This window comes from Paenibacillus sp. SJS-P3 (genome assembly GCF_056711585.1).
In genome coordinates, this window is the sequence record NZ_CM160043.1 from 3,683,076 (window position 1) to 3,701,014 (window position 17,939).

Here is a 17,939-nt window from a genome sequence, read left to right on the forward strand (position 1 = left end):
CCTTTGTTTATACTCGGATTACATGTTGTCGAAACGTTTTTATTATCTATTTTCCGGATAAACAGGCGTTTCTTGTCTATCGAAAGGAGGAAACACCCCATGCCTACCCCGCAAACAAATGTTCAGCCAGCCTTGTGGAGACTGGAATCCGGGTCTTTATCCTTCGCCTTCCATACTTCCGGCGACCTGTATGAGGCGCTCGGCGGCGGAATGATGCTCAACCAGCTCTTGTCCAGCCCGCTGGACGGATCGCTCAACAATCTGTACCTGCGGATCCGCCGTCCGGGCGGCTTCTCCATCCATCCTCTGCTGGGCGTCTCCTCGAGAAGCGCCGTCAGCCGCCAAGGGCAAAGAATCACCTGGAGCGGCACCGCGGAAGAAGTGGCGTACGAAGTCTCCTTCCTGCTGTCCTCCAGCGACAGCTGGTTCTGGGAGGTCAAGCTCGACTCCGCTGGCGTCTCCCTGCAGACCGATGTCATTTACGGCCAGGACATCGGCCTCGGCGCTCCGGCGGCAGTGCGCAGCAACGAAGCCTACTGCTCGCAGTACATCGACCATTCGGCCTACCGCGACGAGCGTTGGGGCTGGAGGGTCTGCTCCCGCCAGAACCAGCCGCAAGGCGGATCGTTCCCTTACATGCAGCAGGGCTGCCTCACGGGAGCCGAATCGTACTCGACCGACGGCTTCCAATTTTTCGGCCTCTCCTTCAAGGACAGCCACCGGCCCGAGGCGCTGAGCCTGGAGCGGCTGCCCTCCGAGGCATACCAATACGAATTCGCCTACACCGCTCTGCAGTCGAAGACGCTTGATCCGGCCAATGGCGCTGAGGCCGTCTTCTACGGGATGTTCCGGGAGCATCATCCGGAAGCCGTCACGGAAGCAGGATATGCCGATCAGCTGGAGGAAGCCTGGCAGGAGGCCAGCCGCCTGCCCGCTGCAGACGGCCCTGCCCGTGCCGGTGCCGCTCCGCTCCGCCGATCTCGGCGATCCGCTGCTCTCCCGGCCGCTGACGCCAGCCGAGCTTGCGCAGCGTTACCCGGTCCGGCTGGAGGAAGAATATTCAGATGGCGAGCTGCTGTCCTTTTTCACCCCGGATTACGAGCATGTCGTGCTGAAGGCCAAGGAGCTCTCCATGGAGCGGCCGCATGGCCATATCCTGATGAGCGGAGCTCCGGACCGGGCAGCAGCCGAGATGCTCACCACGACCGCTTATATGTACGGAGTGTTCCACTCCCAGCTGGTCGTCGGGAACACTTCCTTCAACAAGCTGATCGGCCATGTACGCAGCGCTCTTAACGCCGCTCATGCTTCCGGCTTGCGCCTATACGCCGAGGTCGACGGACAATACCGCCTGCTGGCGATGCCTAGCCTGTTCGAGATCGGCTTCAACTATGCCCGCTGGCTTTATGTTCTCGATGACGACACGCTGGAAATCACGAGCTTCGCAAGCTCTTCCGCGCCGGATGCCGTGCTGGAGATCACATCCGCCAGCCATCAGCCCCGCCGTTATCTGGTCACGGCGCAGATCACGATGAACGACCGCGACTACGAGCTTCCGTACGAGCTCCGGCAGCAGGACGGCAGCCTCATCGTCTCCGCCTCCGAAGGATCGCCGATCCGGGAAGCATACCCGGCGCTCTCCTACCGCATCAACGCGCAGGGCACCGAAATGGTCCTCAAGGATGAGCGGAGGCTCATGCCCTCCCTTACTCCAGGCGCCGCCCCTCTGCTCGTGCTGGAGACGGCTCCTTCGGCAGCCTGGAGCCTCCGCATCGGAGGCCGGCTGAACGGCTGGGGAGGCTCCGAGCCGGACCATGCCGAGCCTCTGGTCTTCGAACGCGAAAAGAACAGCTACCGCGCCGGCATGGCAAAGCTTATGAACAACTTCCGGCTGGAGCATCCGCAGGACATCGCCTCCGTGCGGCGCCTCGACATGCTGGCCTGGTGGTACACGCACAACATGCGGGTTCATTTCGCCGTTCCGCACGGGCTGGAGCAATATGGCGGCGCCGCCTGGGGAACGCGGGACGTCTGCCAGGGGCCGGCGGAATATTTCCTGGCGGTGCAGCATTACGAGGCCGTGAAGGATATTATCCGAACCGTCTACGCCCATCAGTACGAGGCAAGCGGAGGCTGGCCGCAATGGTTCATGTTCGACCGCTATTACCGCGTCCAGCAGGAGGAAAGCCACGGCGACATCATCGTCTGGCCGTTGAAGCTGCTCGGCGACTATATCGCCGCGACCGGCGACCTCTCTATTTTGGAAGCCGAGCTGCCTTATACCGAAGATGACACCTTCGAGCCTACGCAGCAAAAACATTCCCTGTTCGATCACGTCATCAAGCAGATGGACTATATCCGCTCCCGCTTCCTGCACGGCACGTCCCTCTCCTCCTACGGAGACGGCGACTGGGACGATACGCTGCAGCCGGCGAGCGCTGAGCTGCGCGCCTATATGGTCAGCAGCTGGACCGTCGCGCTGACCTATCAGGCGGTCCGGCAGCTCGGGGGCTTGCTGGCCCCGGCTGATGGCGGAGCCCGCTCCTCCGCGCATGCCGCCTTCGGGGCAGGACTGCTGAAGCTGGCGGAGGGCATCCGCGAGGACTTCCACCGGTACATGAATCCCGACGAGGTCATCCCCGGATTCCTCTACATGGAGGACGCCCAGCATCCCGACAAGTGGCTGCACCCGTCGGATGAGCGCACCGGCATCCAGTACCGCCTCCTGCCGATGACGCGCAGCATGATAGCCGGGCTGATTACTCCGGAGCAGGCCGAGGCGCATTACGCGCTGATCAAGCGCGAGCTGAGCTTCCCCGACGGCGTGCGCCTGATGAACCGGCCCGCTGCCTATGAGGGCGGCGTCAGCACCCTCTTCAAGCGCGCGGAGCAGGCGGCCAACTTCGGCCGCGAGATCGGCCTTCAGTACGTCCACGCCCATATCCGCTTCATCGAGGCGATGGCCAAGCTGGGCAAGCCTGACGAAGCCTGGCAGGCGCTGCAGGTCATCAACCCGATCGGAATCGTCGATTCGGTTCCGAATGCGGAGCTTCGGCAGAGCAACGCCTACTTCAGCAGCTCCGACGGACGCTTCGCGACCCGGTACGAGGCCACAGCGCGCTTCGAAGAGCTGCGGCAGGGAACCGCCGCCGTCAAGGGCGGCTGGCGCATCTACTCCAGCGGCCCGGGAATCTATATGAACCAGCTCATCTCGAACGTGCTCGGCATCCGCGTGGCGGCAGACGTCCTGCAGCTGGATCCCGTCCTCCCTGCCGAGCTGGACGGCATGAGCTTCCGCTTTGCGGTCGCAGGCCGCTCCGTGCGAATTCTCTACTCCCTTGCCGGCAGCGGCGGAGAAATCCGGCGCATCGCCGTCAACGGCGAGGAAGCGGCATTCGGCCGTATTGCCGGCTCCTACCGCAGCACCGGGGCGGAGCTGCCGCTGGCGGGGCTGGAGTCGCTGTGGCTGTCCGATGCCGAGGCCATGAACGAGATTGTCATCGAAGCCTGAGGCGTGCCGATAGAGAACGCTTACGAATAGGAAAGTTGTGGTATAGTTGAAAAAAAAACCTTCTCCAGGAGGAATCTCGGTGGTCAGCATCAAGGATATCGCCAAGCAGGCCGGAGTGTCGATATCGACGGTCTCTTATGCGCTGAACGGCAGTCCGAAGGTCACATCCGAAACCAGCGCCAAGATTCTGGCCATCGCCAAGGAGCTGAACTATATTCCCAATGCGGCGGCCCGCCAGCTCAAGAAGCGGGAATCCCGGATCATCGGGGCGTTCCTGACCGACTTCACGGGCGCATTCTACGGCGATCTGCTGCAAGGAATGAAGGAAGTGCTCAACCGCAAGGGCTATGACCTGATCGTCTGCAGCGGCATGCAGTCGCATCGCCTGCTGCCGGAGCGGATGATCGACGGAGCCATCATTCTCGACTCCACCTTCTCGGACGAGGAGCTGCTCGATTATGCCGACCGCGGGCACAAGCTGGTCGTGCTCGACCGGGAACTCAATCATCCCGCCGTGAATCAGGTGCTGCTCGACAACAAGGCCGGCGCAAATCTCGCCATGGACTATCTCATCGGCACGGGGCACCGCAAGCTGTACGTCGTGACCGGGCCGGCCGACACCTTCGACTCGCGCCAGAGGATGATCGCCGTCCGGCAGACGCTCGACCGCCATCCGGAGCTGGAAGCCGTCATTATTGAAGGCGACTTCAACAAGGGCTCGGGCGAGGAAGCCGGACGCATCATTCTGGAGCGGAACGAAGGCCCGGCAGGCGTATTCTGCCTCAACGACGAAATGGCCATCGGCCTGTACAATTACGCTGCCAGCAAAGGCGTCCGGATCGGCGAGGAGCTCTCGCTCGTCGGCTTCGACAACATCGACCTGACCCAGTATCTCGAGCCTCGCCTCGCCACCATCGATTACTCCAAGTACCGATGGGGAGCGATGGCGTCGGAACAGCTGCTCCGAATCATAGGCGGCGAAGAAGTCGAGCATGAGCGGATCTACGTTTCTCTGATCGAGGCCGAATCCGTGCAGCGCCGTTCGGCCGACTGACCGGCACCGCCCGGCAGGCAGAATGGCGGTGCGCAGGTCGCCATTTTGATCCGCATCGACATGCTCGCTGCTTTCCTTTCCGCTGTTGCCGGGCGGAAGGAACAAAGGGCAGCATTCCGTTCGACTCCGTCAGGAACAATGCAGCAAAGAGCAGCATCCCGTTCGGCTCCGTTCAGGAACAAAGGAACAAAGAGCAGCATCCCGTTCGGCTCCGGCCGGAAGGGATGCTGCCTTTTTTTCGCAGCCAAATGTTATTTTAAGGATAAGGAACCGTAATATTGCTCATCCTACCTATACCAATCATATAGGAAATCAGGTGAGGGGATGACGAATCAGACGCTTGCAGGGACCTCCGGTGCGCTCAGCCCCGCCCTGAATATCAATGCCGGGATCATCCATGCCGCATTCGGCAGCAGCCCCGACCTGATCCATCGGGACTTCCAAGCCAGCCTCAGCGATGGCACTTCCGTTGAAGGCGCCGTCTGGTACATCGATGGCATGTCCAATTCCACCTTCATGATGCAATCGCTGTTCTCGCGCGGCGGCAGGGATTCCGACTGCGCGACCGTAGAGGAATGGCTCCTTTATTACAGAACCCGGGTCATCACGGAAGGCTCCGTCAAAATGCTCCATACGTTCGAGGAGCTGTACGACAAGCTCCTGGACGGCCACAGCATCCTCATGCTGGAGGGCTCCTCCTCCGCCCTGTCGGTTGCGACGAAGGAAGTGAAGGCCCGCTCCGTCGAGGAGCCGAACGTGCAGTCCGTCGTACGCGGCCCGCGCGAGGGCTTCACGGAGGTGCTCGGCTGGAATACGGCGATGCTGAGGCGGAAGATCGCGAATCAGAATCTGTGGTTCGAGTCGATGACGCTCGGCACCGTGACCAATACGGCGGTGGCTGTCGCTTATGTGAAGGACCTTGTCGCTCCCGCCGTTCTGGACCAGGTCAGGGAACGGCTATCGCAGATCGAGATCGACGGAATTCTGGAGAGCAACTACATCGAGGAATACATCCAGGACAAAACGTTCACTCCGTTCCCGACCATCTTCAATACGGAGAGGCCTGATGTGGTCGCCGCCGCGCTGCTGGAAGGCCGGGTCGCGATCATGGTGGACGGCACCCCCTTCGTGCTGCTCGTCCCGGCTCTCTTCAGCCAGTTTTTCCAGTCCAGCGAGGATTACTATCAGCGAGCGGATTTCAGCACGCTGATCCGCCTGCTCCGGTTCGCATCTTTTTTCCTGGCGACGCTGACTCCGTCGTTCTACATCGCGATCTCGACGTTCCACCAGGAGATGCTGCCGACGACGCTGCTGTTCAACCTGGCCAGCCAGAGGGAAGGGGTGCCGTTCCCGGCATTCATCGAAGCGCTCATCATGGAAGTGACCTTCGAGATTCTGCGGGAAGCGAGCGTGCGCATGCCCAAGACGGTCGGCCAGTCGATCTCCATCGTCGGCACGCTCGTCGTCGGCCAGGCCGCCGTCGATGCCGGACTTGTCAGCGCGGCGATGGTCATCGTCGTGTCGATCACCGCGATCGCCAACTTTGTCCTGCCTGCCTTCAACATGGGCATCGCCGCCCGCATCATCCGCTTCGGACTGATGCTGCTGGCAGCATCGTTCGGACTGTATGGCGTCTTCCTCGGCATCATCGCCGTCGTGCTGCATCTGTGCAGCCTCCGCTCTTTCGGAGCGCCATACATGTCCCCGATGGCTCCTTTCATCATGGGCGATCAAAAGGACACGCTGTTCCGGATCACGATTCCGCGGATGAAAAATCGGCCCCGCAGCCTCCACCCGCAAAAGCTGAGGAGACAGAAATGATCCGGATGCTGCGTATCTCCAGGCTCGCGCCTGCCCTGCTCTCGCTGCTGCTTCTCATGCCTCTCGCCGGCTGCTGGAGCCGCCATGAGCTCAACGATATCAGCATCGTCGTCGGCATGGGCATCGACAAGAAGAACGGCCTCTACCAGGTATCGGCTCAGATCGTGAACCCGGGACAGGTGGCCCAGAAGAAAAGCGGCGGCGGAAGCTTCAGCCCCGTCGTCACCTATCAGGCCAGCGGGCTCACCATTCCGGACGCTCTGGCGCGGATGACGGTCAAGGTATCGAGAGTAATGTACCTTTCCCATCTGCGCATTCTCATCCTCGGGGAGGAAATCGCACGCGGCGGCATCAGCAAGCCGCTCGACTTCATCTCGCGCAACCGGGAGCTGCGGACCGACTTCTATCTCATCGTAGCCAAAAACGCTTCGGCATCGGAAATCCTGGACATGTACAGTCCGATCGATCCGATTCCATCGAACAGCTTGTTTACGAAGCTGGAAACGTCGGACAATACCTGGTCGGCTACGAGCAAGGTCACGGTGGACCGGTTGATCCAGAATTTATCCAAGGAAGGCAAAGGTCCGGCCCTGACGACGATCGAGCTCGTCGGCAAGCCGGCGGAAGGCGAAAAAATCTCGAGCGGACAAGATATTAATCCGGCTGTCTTGCTGAAATATGACGGCATGGCCGCCTTCAAATACGATCGGATGGCCGGATGGATGGATGAGAATGATGCCCGCGTGCTCAACTTCATCCAGAATTCCATGTACATGACCACTCTGACCGCCCCGTGCCCAAGCAGCAAAGGACTCGTCTCCTATCAGGTGCTGCGCTCCCATGCGAACATCCGCTCCCTTTCCCCGGACGAATTCGAGGTCGTGCTGCATACGCAGCAGGACATCTCGGATATCGGCTGCCGGCTGGACATTACCGATCCGTCCACCTTGTCCGCTCTGACCAAGGCGGTCGACGAGCAGATCGAGGCCATGATGAACAAAACGATCCACAAGCTGCAGAAGCAGCTGAAGGTCGACGTGTTCGGCTTCGGAGACGCTCTTCACCGGCAGAATCCGAAGGAATGGCACAAAATCAAGGACTGGGATCGGGAGTTCGAAACGGTGAGGGTTAAAGTAACGTCCGTCAGCACGATCCGCCGGATCGGCACGACGATCAAGTCCATGGAAGATGAGATCCAGAAATAGGAGGATGGAGAAATGTGGCTGTGGTTTGGAATTGCAGGAGCCTGGCTGCTGACGGGCCTGCTGGATCTTCCCGCCCTGTGGAAAAAGGGCAAGAAGAAGGAAGCCGTCGGAGTTGCGGCGGTATTGACAGCGGCTACGGCCGGCAGCCTGGCATGCATCTTCATGCCCGTCCCGCCCAATCCGCTGATCGGAATCGCAATGGTCATTTCCGGCTATTCCAAAGCCTTTTACGCCCTGTTCACCTGAGAGGAATGAGACGATGCCGCAAGATCAAATGATATCCGTCCGCGCGTTCACCATTCTGACCGTCTTCTTCACGATCGGAACTTCCATTCTGATCGCTCCCGCCGGCCTGGCGCTGGACGCGAAGCAGGACGCTTGGCTGGCATCCATGATCGGCGTCGGCATCAATCTGGCGACGGTTGCGCTCTATGCGGCGCTGGGAAGGCTGCGCAAGGGCGAGTCGCTGGTCCAGATGTGCCGGAGCGCGCTCGGCAAATGGGCAGGAGCCTTGGTCGGCGTGGCGTTCGCGGCTTTCTTCTACCTGCTCGCCTCCATCATGGTAGGGGATCTGGGGTATTTCATGACGACTCAGAATTTGCCGGAAACGCCGATCGAGATTTTGCAGCTGCTGTTCGTCGGCATCGTGGTGTACGCCGTCCGCCTCGGAAAAAGCGCCTATTCCCGCGCGGCCGAAATATTTTTCCCGTGGCTGATGCTCTTGTTCGCCCTCTTGTTTCTATCTACCATCCCCAAAATGGATATCCATAATTTCGAGCCTGTCATGGAGTACGGACTCATGCCATCCATCAAAGGCGGGGTTTCCTTGTATGGACTGCAGGAGATGATCGTGCTGACGATGCTCTACCCCCACATCCGGAAATCGGGCAGCAAGACAAAAGCGTATCTGGGCGGAACTCTCGTAGGAGGCGCCGTCCTAGTCCTGACGACTGTAAGCAGCATCGGCGTGCTCGGTTATGCCGTGACGTCCAACCAGCTATTTCCCGCCTACACCTTGGCCAAGAATATCAGCATCGGCCATTTCCTGGAGCGGATCGAGGCGATCATAATCCTGATCTGGGTCTTGTCCATCCTGATCAAGATCGTCCTGGCGTTCGATGCGGCCGTCATGGGCTTCGCCCAGGTATTCGGAATCAAGCAGCAGGCAGCTTTCGTCATCCCGCTCGGGCTGGGACTGGTCGTGCTCGCCCAGATGTGCTATCCCAACACCGTGTTCGTCCAGGATTTCCTCGCCAAAAACTGGAGTCCCTTCGCCTCGATCTTCCTGATCTATCTGCCTCTGCTGCTCTATGGCATCCTATGGATCCGCTCCAAAATCGAAGCTGCGGGGAGCGGCTGAACGAAAAAGGGTCTTCCGGCTGCCATGATCATCTCGCCGGAAAGGAGAATCGCCGGCATCGCCATGCGGCTTCAGTCCTCCAGCCGGCTGACATCGACATGCACGTCCAGCTCCTGGGCGCCGCTGCCGATATACACGCCCTTGAAGGGAACGATGTCCCGGTAATCCAGGCCATGTCCCAGCTTCACGTAACGCTCCCCGATCGGAGAGGCGTTGGTCGGGTCGAAGCCGCGCCATCCCGCCGACGGAATATAAGCTTCGACCCATGCATGCGAAGCCTGCTCGAAGTCGGCATTGCCGCCCCTCAAATCCCCGACGAAATGATAGCCGCTCACATAACGGGCCGGTATGCCTTTGAACCTGCAGCAGGCCAGCATCAGATGGGCGAAATCCTGGCAGACGCCGCGCCGGAACTCCAGCAGGTCGGCAGCCTTCGTATACACGTTGGTCGCCTCGGGGTCATAGATGAATTCCGCCTGGATGTCGGCAGACAAGCTCTCCAGCCAGCCCAGCACTCCGGCATCTTGCGGATCGCGGGCATCGGTGAAGGCCGAGATGGCCGGGGACAGCTCGGTGTATCCCGTCGGCAGCAGATACTCCGCGAACCGGTCGAGCGCTTCGTCTCCTCGCAGCCAAGCCCATGCCTTCTCTGAAGGCATGGCGGCCGCTGCTCCAGCCGCAGGCGGCTCCTTCGTCGTCACAACCGTGGCCGTCCTCACCGTCAGCATCGTATGAGGCGCATTGACGGTGAAGGCATGCGCTTTATTGCCGAAATAGTCCTCATAGGCGAACATCGGGGCGTTGGGCTCGACCGAAATGCTGTGCTGATGGCAGGACTGGCGCTCGTCGGTAGCCGGCGTAAGCCTGATTTCATTGACACTGTCCGTAACCGGATCGGCATAGCGGTAACGGGTCATGTGGGAAATATGAAGCTTCACGCGCTGGCCTCCCCGATCCGAAAAAACGCCGATTCCATGGCGGAGCCCAGCTGCCTGCATTGTTCGAGCAGATGGGCCGGAATTCGCCCTTCGCCGTCGAGCAGCAGATCTTCCCGCTCCAGGCAGGCCAGATCCGCCTTCGCCCGGCCTGAGCTTCGCGCGATCCGCCCATGCAAAATCCGAAGCTGCTTATCCTGAAGCTCCAGACTGCACAGATGCTCATCCATCTTATGCAGGGCGTAATGGACGGAGCGGGGAAAAGCCGGGTTGAGCATGACGAATTCCACGATGCTCTCCACGCCGAATCCGTCGGCATGGTAGCGGCGGAAGGCGTCGTAGCCGCTGATGGATCGCAGCACCGCCTGCAGGTAAGGATAGGCTTCAGGACCGTTCCAGCCTCCTCCGGGCACCCAGCCGCGCACAGCCTGCAGGATGCGCAGCGTATTTTCCATCCGCTCCAGATGGCGTCCGCATTCCATGAAGCGCCATTCATTCTCGCGCGGCATGACGGAGTGGCTGTACCCCTGGAACAGGCTCGCCCAATCCTTCATCCGGCGGAAAAAGAGATGCGGCGCTTCCTCCCTCCAGCCCGCCTCCTGCCGCTCCCGCAGCCACAAGTACATGCCGTTGACGGTGTCCCACAGCTCGCCCGGCATCTTCTCCCGCAGCGTCCGCAGGTTGGCCCTGGCGCTGCTGACGCAGCTCAGGATGGAATTGGAGTTGTCCCGGTCCATCGTGACGTATTGGAGCACGTTTTCTTCCCGGTAAGCCGCGTATCGCTCCTCATAAGCTTCCCGGCTGCCGATGGAGCTGACGACAAGAGCCCATTTGCCCGCCGATTCGACCTCCGCCCTCAGCTCATCACCGCCCTTGTTCTCCGGACTGCCCTGGAGATGGTACAGGACATCGACGAGACGGGCGTGATTTTCCGTGCGCTCCATATAACGTCCGATCCAGAACAGCGCCTCCGCATTGCGGTTCAGCATGCCGCATCATCCTTTCAGACTCGATTGTTTCCAGGTTCCGCTTATGGCTGCCGGAGCACCCAAGTATCCTTGACCCCTCCGCCTTGGGAGGAGTTGACGACGAGCGAGCCTTCCTGCAGCGCCACCCGGGTCAAGCCGCCGGGCACGACATGGGTCTCTCCCGAGCCGCTGCTGAGCACGAAGCCCCGCAGATCGATGTGACGGGGCGCCATCCCCTGAGCGCCCATGACCGGAGCGGTCGACAGCTTCATCGTTCGCTGGGCGATGTACCGCTCCGGATGGCGGCGGATGGACTCCCGGAACGCATCCAGCTCAGCCGGGGAAGCCTGCGGCCCGATCAGCATTCCGTATCCGCCGGAGAGCGAGGTCTCCTTCACGACCAGCTCTTCCAGATGCTCCAGCGCGTAGTCCCTCTCTTCCTTTCGCGAAAGGATATAGGTCGGCACATTGCCCAAAATCGGCTCTTGCCCCATATAATAGCGGATCATCTCCGGGACATAGGCATACACGGCCTTGTCGTCGGCCACGCCTGTTCCGGGAGCGTTGGCGATGGCGACATTGCCGGCCCGATAGGCGTTCATCAGTCCAGGCACTCCCAGCATGGAATCCGGCTGAAAGGCGAGCGGATCGAGGAACTCATCGTCAATGCGCCGGTAGATGACGTCCACCTGGCGGAGGCCCCGCAGGTCCCTGAGATAGATTTTCTGGTCCTTGCACACGAGGTCGCGCCCTTCCACGAGATGGATCCCGAGCTGCTGGGCGAGGAAGGTATGCTCGTAATAGGCGGAATTGTAGGAGCCCGGGGTGAGGAGGACGATGAGCGGATCCTTGCGCCCCGAAGGCGCCAGCGATCTCAGGCTGCGCAGGAACATATTGAGGCTGCGGTCGGTATCCGCCGCCGAGCTGGACAGGTACAGCTCGTGGAACAGCTCGTTCATCAGCGTCCTGCCTTTGAACATATAGGAGAATCCGGAAGGGCTGCGCAGATTGTCCTCCAGCACGTAATAACCTTGCTCGTCGCGGATGAGGTCGATGCCTGAGGCGGTCACGTAGACGCCGCCGGGAACATGCAGGCCGGCCATCTCGGGACGGAAGTAGCGGTTGCCGACGATCATGCGCCTCGGGATGAGTCCGTCCCGAATGATGCGCTGCCCATGATAGATATCCTGGAGGAACATATTGAGAGCCTTGACCCGCTGCTGCAGCCCCAGCTCCAGATGATGCCATTCGTCCGGCGGGATGATGCGCGGGATGCAGTCGAACGGAATCGTGCGTTCCAGTGGATCGGGAGTTCCCGGCGCATAGAGGGTGAACGTGATGCCTTCATGGAGCATCCGGTTCCCGACCGCTTGGCGGCGGCGCTCCTGCTCCGGCTGCTTCATGGCGGAGAAATGGCGGTGCACCTGCTCGTAGTGGGGCCGGACAACGCCCCGCTCATCGTACATTTCATCATAAAAAGAACGGGATTCGTAAGCAGCCGCGCGATGCGGCTCTGCCTTGGACATGCGCGTAGACCTCCCTCCGGTATGGGCTTCAGCGGGGACGGGATGCCGGCCGTAACGGTTGAATGAAGATGTGGCTGCAGTTTTTTTACCCAGATCATACAAGATCCTACCAATGTATGTCAATATAACTAACATATATAAACAAAGCGAATTCGCGCTCGAATCATGGAAGTTTATGCGGGAAGACCGTCTTCAAGACCAATAGCTGGGCAAAGAGGATGAGCCGCGAGCGGCAGCGGTTCCTTCAGTCCAATGCGCATTATGAGGATAAAGACCGTCGCAGGAAACGGCCCTGCTCTCGTCTCGCTTGGAAGCTGGCTCCGCAAGAAAAAAAGCCGTCTCCGGGTCCGCTGGACCTGGAAACGGCTCTTGCTTGCGCAAGCTTGAAGCCCGCAGGGCCGCCTCAGCGGTTGAGCAGGCTGCCCACATAACGCAGCAGCTCGTTGGCGCTCGCCGGCGTGTAGCCATGCTCGTCGATGAGGCGCTTGGTCACCTCGTTCATCCGCTTGAGCTGGTTCTCATCCGGCGTCTTCGTGGACGTCGTGATCTTCACGATATCCTTGAGATCGGCGAACAGCTTCTTCTCCACCGCCTCGCGCAGCCGCTCGTGGCTCGTATAGTCGAATTTGCGCGCCTTGCGGGAGTAGGAGGAGATGCGGATCAGAATTTCTTCGCGGAATGCCTTCTTCGCATTTTCGGATACGCCGATCTGCTCTTCGATGGAGCGCATCAGCCGCTCATCCGGGTCCATCGCCTCTCCTGTGAGGGGATCCTTGATTTTGGACCAGTTGCAGTAAGCCTCGATGTTGTCGAGATAATTTTCAAACAGCGTGCGGGCCGACTCCTCGAAGGAATAGACGAATGCCTTCTGCACCTCGTTCTTGGCCAGGCTGTCGTATTCCTTGCGCGCCACGGAGATGAAGTTTAAGTAACGCTCGCGCTCTTCCTTGGTGATGGAAGGATGCTGGTCGAGCCCGTCCTTGAGCGCCCGCAGCACGTCGAGCGCGTTGATATGGTCCATTTCACCCTTGATGAGGGCGCTGGAGATGCGGTTGATGACATAGCGGGGATCGATGCCCGACATGCCTTCCTCCAGAAATTCATTCTGCATTTCCTTGAGATCGGCGTCCTTGTACCCTTCGACCTCTTCCCCGTCGTACATCCGCATTTTCTTCACCAGGTCCATGCCCTGCTTCTTGGATTCCTTGAGCCGGGTCAGGATGGAGAAGATGGCTGATGTACGGAGCGCGTGAGGGGCGATATGGACATGGCGCAGGTCGCTCTGGGCGATCAGCTTGGCGTAGATCTTCTCCTCATCCGACACCTTGAGGTTGTACGGAATCGGCATGACGATCATGCGCGACTGCAGCGCCTCGTTTTTTTTGTTGGAGATGAACGCTTTGTACTCGGATTCGTTCGTATGGGCGATGATCAATTCATCCGCGCTGATCAATGCGAACCTGCCTGCCTTGAACTGGCCCTCCTGCGTCAGCGACAGCAGGTTCCAGAGAAACTTTTCATCGCATTTGAGCATCTCCTGGAACTCCATCAGGCCGCGGTTCGCCTTGTTCAGTTCGCCGTCGAAGCGGTAGGCGCGGGGATCCGATTCCGAGCCGTACTCGGTGATCGTAGAAAAGTCGATGCTGCCGGTCAGATCCGCGATATCCTGCGACTTGGGGTCCGAAGGGCTGAACGTGCCGATGCCGACCCGGTTGTCCTCGGACAGGAATACCCTCTCGACCAGCACGTTTTCGATGTCGTTCTCGAATTCCGTCTTCAGCCGGAGCTGGCAGGACGGGCACAGATTGCCTTCGATCCGGACCTCGATCTCCTTCTCGAGCTCGGGACGGAGCTCGTGGGGAATGAGATGCAGCGGATCCTCGTGCATCGGGCAGCCCTTGATCGCGTATACCGCTCCCTGCTCGGTGCGCGAGAACTTCTCCAGCCCTTTTTTCAGCATCGTGACGATGGTCGACTTGCCTCCGCTGACCGGTCCCATCAGCAGCAGGATCCGCTTGCGCACATCCAGCCTTCTCGCGGCGGAGTGGAAATATTCCTCCATCAGCTTTTCCACGGCGCGGTCCAGGCCGAAGATTTCCTGCTGGAAGAATTTATAGGTTTTCTGGCCGTTTTTCTCCTCGATGCCATGCGACTTGATCATCTCATACACCCGCGAATGCGCCGTCATCGCCGGTGACGGATCGCTCCTGAGCAGGTCGATGTACTCTTTGAATGTGCCTGACCAGGCCAGGCGGTCGCCCTCCGACTTGTACTCCGCAATCCGTTTGAAAATATCCATGCTGCGCCTCCTCCCATCGCTTCCGCTAAAGCTTCCCTTGAGTCCCTCTTCGCCCAGGCTTCTCTCTGCTTCCGCTTCCGAATAGCAGCTATTCGAAGTATTTAAGCCTATGCGGACCCCCCTCATAACTTGACCGAAAATTTCGCCGCTTTAAAGGAATTGCCATTGCTCCGCGCATCTCCTATAATGAACGGACGATGGGAACAGGCGTGCGCTGGATGCCCCGCATGGCGCGGCAGCGGGCGGCAGCGGGCGGCGCCCTTGTTCCGAGACAGCTCGGGAAGGAGGCTTGTACGATGGCGGTTAGAGAAGAAGCGGAGCTCTATGGCCCCGTCAAGGCTTACTATGAAAAACTCGGCTACGAGGTCAAAGGCGAGGTGCTTCATTGCGACCTCGTCGCGATCCGTCCGGACGGCGGCGAGACGCTGATCGTGGAGCTCAAGAAGACGTTCACGCTGGCGCTGCTGCTGCAGGGCCTGCAGCGGATGCGGATCGCTGACGGCGTCGTGCTCGCGGTCGAGCGCAACCGCTCGAAGCGCGGCGCGGTGAACCAGCGCTTCGGAGAGCTGGCCGAGCTGTGCCGCATGCTCGGCATGGGCCTGCTCACCGTCACCTTCTACAAGACGAAGGCTCCGGTGCTCGAAATGCTCTGCGAGCCCGGCGACGCGCCCATGCGCGGACGCAGGCCTTCGCGGGAGAAGCGGCTGCTGCAGGAATTCCGGGAGCGCAGCGGCGACTACAACGTCGGCGGCAGCGGGCGCGCGTCCGGGCGCGTCATGATGACCGCCTACCGGGAGAAGGCGCTGCGCCTGGCCTGGGGCCTCAAGGCCGCCGGGCCGCTGTCCCCGGCTCGGCTGCGCGACCTGACCGGCGTCGCCCGCGCCGGCGAGCTGCTGCGAAGCAACTACTACGGCTGGTTCGCCAAGATCGAGCGCGGCGTCTACCAGCTGCTGCCGGCAGGCGAAGCCGCGCTTGAGCAGCATGCCGTTGTCATTGCCGCCTGGCGTGAGCAGGCGGCGGGCTTGGTTCAGCCCGAGCAAGGAGCTCAGCGCCCGGCGGAGAGATCCAATCGAAAAAAAACACGGCCATAAGCAATGATGTTTTTTCGTTTGGGGTCCGATTGGGCAGCATGCCGGCAGCTTCATTCGGATATTGGACCGCAGGTGGAGTTCAGGGCCTCGGCTCCGGACAGGCGTTGGTCCGCTGGCCGGCGTTCTGTACTTCCGCTCCGAACTGACGTTGGCCTCGCTGGCCGGCGTTCTGGGCTTCCGCTCCGAACGGGCGTTGGCCTCGCTGGCCGGCGTTCTGGGCTTCCGCTCCGAACGGGCGTAAGCCTCGCTGGCCGGCGTTCTGGGCTTCCGCTCCGAACGGGGGTTGGCCTCGCTGGCTAGCGTTCTGTACTTCCGCTCCAGGTACCGGCATATTGCGTCCGATCGGACATACGTTCCGCTATTTCCCCAAAAAGCACGAGATTCCTGTTCTATCGGACATACGTTCCGCTATTTTCATATTCTTATCGAATTTATGATAGAGCCGACACAAATAACGGATCCTATGTCCGATAATCCTCAAATGAAGGCATAATGTTCAAAATAACGGATCCTATGTCCGATAGTCGCACGAATAACGTGATGATTACCGGGGGCAACTCTTCGCGACAGCTAAACACAGTGAACCGTCACTCCAGTATGGGATGGGAAGACAGACAGCTTGTTGAGCTGCAAAAGTCACAGCGTTTGGCCGTACCAACCATCAGAAAGTTCTATCCTCCATAGTGCGCGCCAACCATCAGCACCTTCCCTCGCTCCGCACTACGCCGCAACTATCAGCACATTTTCTCTGCACCGATTACTATCAATATATCCCCGCAGTGCGACGTACCGCCAACCATCAGCACCTTCCCTTGCAACGCACCACGCCGCAACTATCAGTACATTTTCTCTTCATCGCTAACAATCAATATATCCCCGCAACGTTGACGTACCGCCAACCATCAGCGCCTTCGCTCGCAACGCACCATGCCGCCAACCATCCGCACACTTCCTGCACTGCTGCACCGTCGTTACAGCCCAATCAGTCTTGGCATCCAAAATAATACGACTACGACCGAGCCTGGAACTCCCCGATCGTCTCGCCGAGGAGCCGGACTCCATGCTCCAGCCGAGCTTCCCCCGATCCTGCTTCGCAGCTGATCGTTACGACGGCGCGCGGCCGCCCGCGGCCCTGAATGCTGCCGCCGGAAAAGCTGATTCCCTTCAGGCGGGCCGCTTTCGCCAGCGCCGCAAGGCCAAGCCCTTCCGGCAGCAGCAGCGACAGCTCGCCGGCTCGCGCAGCCTTTCGCCAGCCGACCGATGGCGGCATCGTCGTGCGGAGCACCGCCTCCAGATGCTGCAGCGCGGCATCCCAACCGGCAGCGGCCGCTTTGATGCGATCGGACAGCGAGCCGATCTCAAGCAGCTCCTCCATGATTCGGCTGCCCAACAAGTCAGCCGTCCCCGCAGCCCGCTGCAATCCCGCCAGACGGCGGATGACCTGCGGCTCGGCTGCGATCCACGCCGTCTCCACATTCGGCATTCCGGTACTGAGCGAGCCGATCGCGGCGACCTCGGTCCTATCCGGTCCGGCCACAAGCGTCCGCTTCGGTCCGCCGAGCAGCCGCAAAGCTTCCGCGCTATCCGTCCAAGTCTCTTCTTGCGCCGCTCCCCACCGGCAGTCGGGCAGCCGAACGACAGCGAGCCGGCAGCCGCTCGGCACGGTCAAGGCATCCGCAGCCGCTGCGTCCCGAGCCTCCGAGCCTTCGGCCGTCTCCCACCTGGCTTGCTCCAGATAGAGCATGCGCACCGCTTCCAGCCGTACGGCATTCTTGTGCCCAAAGCTTCCAACATCGCCGAAGCTCTCCGCATCCAGACCATGCAGCCGCATCAGCTCCAGCGCCTTCGGCTCGGCGGGCACCGCTCCGGCTGCATCTCCCGTCCAATGCTTGTCTCTGAGCAGCAGATCCAGCGCCGCAAGCGGCGTCGGTACGGAAAGGCACTCCCAGGCTTCCGGGATCGACTTGCCGGCCAGCTTCAGCAGCGTCCGCGGCAGCCGCTCGTTCCCGCGCTGAGGCTCCAGCGCCCGCTTCATGGCCGGCTCAATCTCCTCCCTGCCGAACAAATGAAACCGTTCGGCGCTGGGTTCGCTCAAGTTCAGCACGATTTCCCCTCCAGACATGCCCACCCCTCCTGACGGACGGCAGATATGCCGGCCTATATGGGAAA

The 17,939-nt window shown here is 60.5% G+C and carries 12 protein-coding genes and 1 pseudogene; 8 read left to right on the forward strand and 5 right to left on the reverse strand.

Annotation, left to right across the window (positions count from 1 at the left end; all coding sequences use genetic code 11):
* Positions 1-99 precede the first annotated feature (99 nt).
* The 6 genes and pseudogenes from AC06G8_RS17000 to AC06G8_RS17025 all read left to right on the forward strand — a co-directional run bounded on the left by AC06G8_RS17000 (position 100) and on the right by AC06G8_RS17025 (position 8,951).
* Positions 100-3,511: pseudogene (locus AC06G8_RS17000) on the forward strand (GH36-type glycosyl hydrolase domain-containing protein).
* A 79-nt stretch (positions 3,512-3,590) separates the two neighbouring features.
* On the forward strand, positions 3,591-4,565 hold the full coding sequence (locus AC06G8_RS17005; protein WP_447663831.1) for a LacI family DNA-binding transcriptional regulator: 975 nt from the start codon (positions 3,591-3,593) through the stop codon (positions 4,563-4,565).
* A 324-nt stretch (positions 4,566-4,889) separates the two neighbouring features.
* Positions 4,890-6,386 (forward strand): spore germination protein, encoded by a 1,497-nt coding sequence (locus AC06G8_RS17010; RefSeq protein ID WP_480283370.1) that lies wholly within the window; start codon positions 4,890-4,892, stop codon positions 6,384-6,386.
* Positions 6,383-7,591, forward strand: a complete 1,209-nt coding sequence (locus tag AC06G8_RS17015; RefSeq protein WP_447663833.1) for a Ger(x)C family spore germination protein — start codon at positions 6,383-6,385, stop codon at positions 7,589-7,591. Before AC06G8_RS17010 ends, AC06G8_RS17015 begins: the two co-directional genes overlap by 4 nt.
* Positions 7,592-7,603: 12 nt before the next feature.
* Complete coding sequence (locus tag AC06G8_RS17020; protein WP_447663834.1) at positions 7,604-7,837, forward strand: hypothetical protein; 234 nt, start codon at positions 7,604-7,606, stop codon at positions 7,835-7,837.
* Positions 7,838-7,850: 13 nt separating this feature from the next.
* Positions 7,851-8,951, forward strand: a complete 1,101-nt coding sequence (locus AC06G8_RS17025; protein ID WP_447663835.1) for a GerAB/ArcD/ProY family transporter — start codon at positions 7,851-7,853, stop codon at positions 8,949-8,951.
* Positions 8,952-9,022: 71 nt separating this feature from the next.
* On the opposite strand, the gene AC06G8_RS17030 is transcribed toward AC06G8_RS17025, so the two are convergent.
* From AC06G8_RS17030 to AC06G8_RS17045, 4 genes are all read right to left on the reverse strand, one after another.
* The gene (locus AC06G8_RS17030; RefSeq protein WP_480283371.1) at positions 9,023-9,889 is read right to left on the reverse strand and encodes a transglutaminase family protein; all 867 of its coding nucleotides are present in this window, start codon (positions 9,887-9,889) and stop codon (positions 9,023-9,025) included.
* The gene (locus tag AC06G8_RS17035; protein WP_049867921.1) at positions 9,886-10,875 is read right to left on the reverse strand and encodes an alpha-E domain-containing protein; all 990 of its coding nucleotides are present in this window, start codon (positions 10,873-10,875) and stop codon (positions 9,886-9,888) included. The genes AC06G8_RS17030 and AC06G8_RS17035 overlap by 4 nt, the downstream gene beginning before the upstream one ends.
* A 41-nt stretch (positions 10,876-10,916) precedes the next feature.
* Complete coding sequence (locus AC06G8_RS17040) at positions 10,917-12,380, reverse strand: circularly permuted type 2 ATP-grasp protein (RefSeq protein ID WP_447663837.1); 1,464 nt, start codon at positions 12,378-12,380, stop codon at positions 10,917-10,919.
* A gap of 403 nt (positions 12,381-12,783) precedes the next feature.
* Entirely contained in the window at positions 12,784-14,679 is a 1,896-nt protein-coding gene (locus tag AC06G8_RS17045) for a PrkA family serine protein kinase (protein WP_447663838.1), read from the reverse strand.
* Positions 14,680-14,975: 296 nt separating this feature from the next.
* Here AC06G8_RS17045 and AC06G8_RS17050 point away from each other — a divergent pair, with 296 nt between their 5' ends.
* Together AC06G8_RS17050 and AC06G8_RS17055 are read left to right on the forward strand one after the other, a co-directional pair.
* On the forward strand, positions 14,976-15,770 hold the full coding sequence (locus AC06G8_RS17050) for a DUF2161 family putative PD-(D/E)XK-type phosphodiesterase (protein WP_480283372.1): 795 nt from the start codon (positions 14,976-14,978) through the stop codon (positions 15,768-15,770).
* A 61-nt stretch (positions 15,771-15,831) separates the two neighbouring features.
* Positions 15,832-16,011, forward strand: coding sequence for a hypothetical protein (locus tag AC06G8_RS17055; RefSeq protein ID WP_480283373.1), 180 nt, complete (start codon positions 15,832-15,834; stop codon positions 16,009-16,011).
* A gap of 768 nt (positions 16,012-16,779) precedes the next feature.
* Here the strand turns inward: AC06G8_RS17055 and AC06G8_RS17060 are convergent.
* Positions 16,780-17,892: an aminotransferase-like domain-containing protein gene (locus AC06G8_RS17060; RefSeq protein ID WP_480283374.1), complete on the reverse strand. Its 1,113-nt coding sequence runs from the start codon at positions 17,890-17,892 to the stop codon at positions 16,780-16,782.
* Between the last annotated feature and the right edge of the window lie 47 nt (positions 17,893-17,939).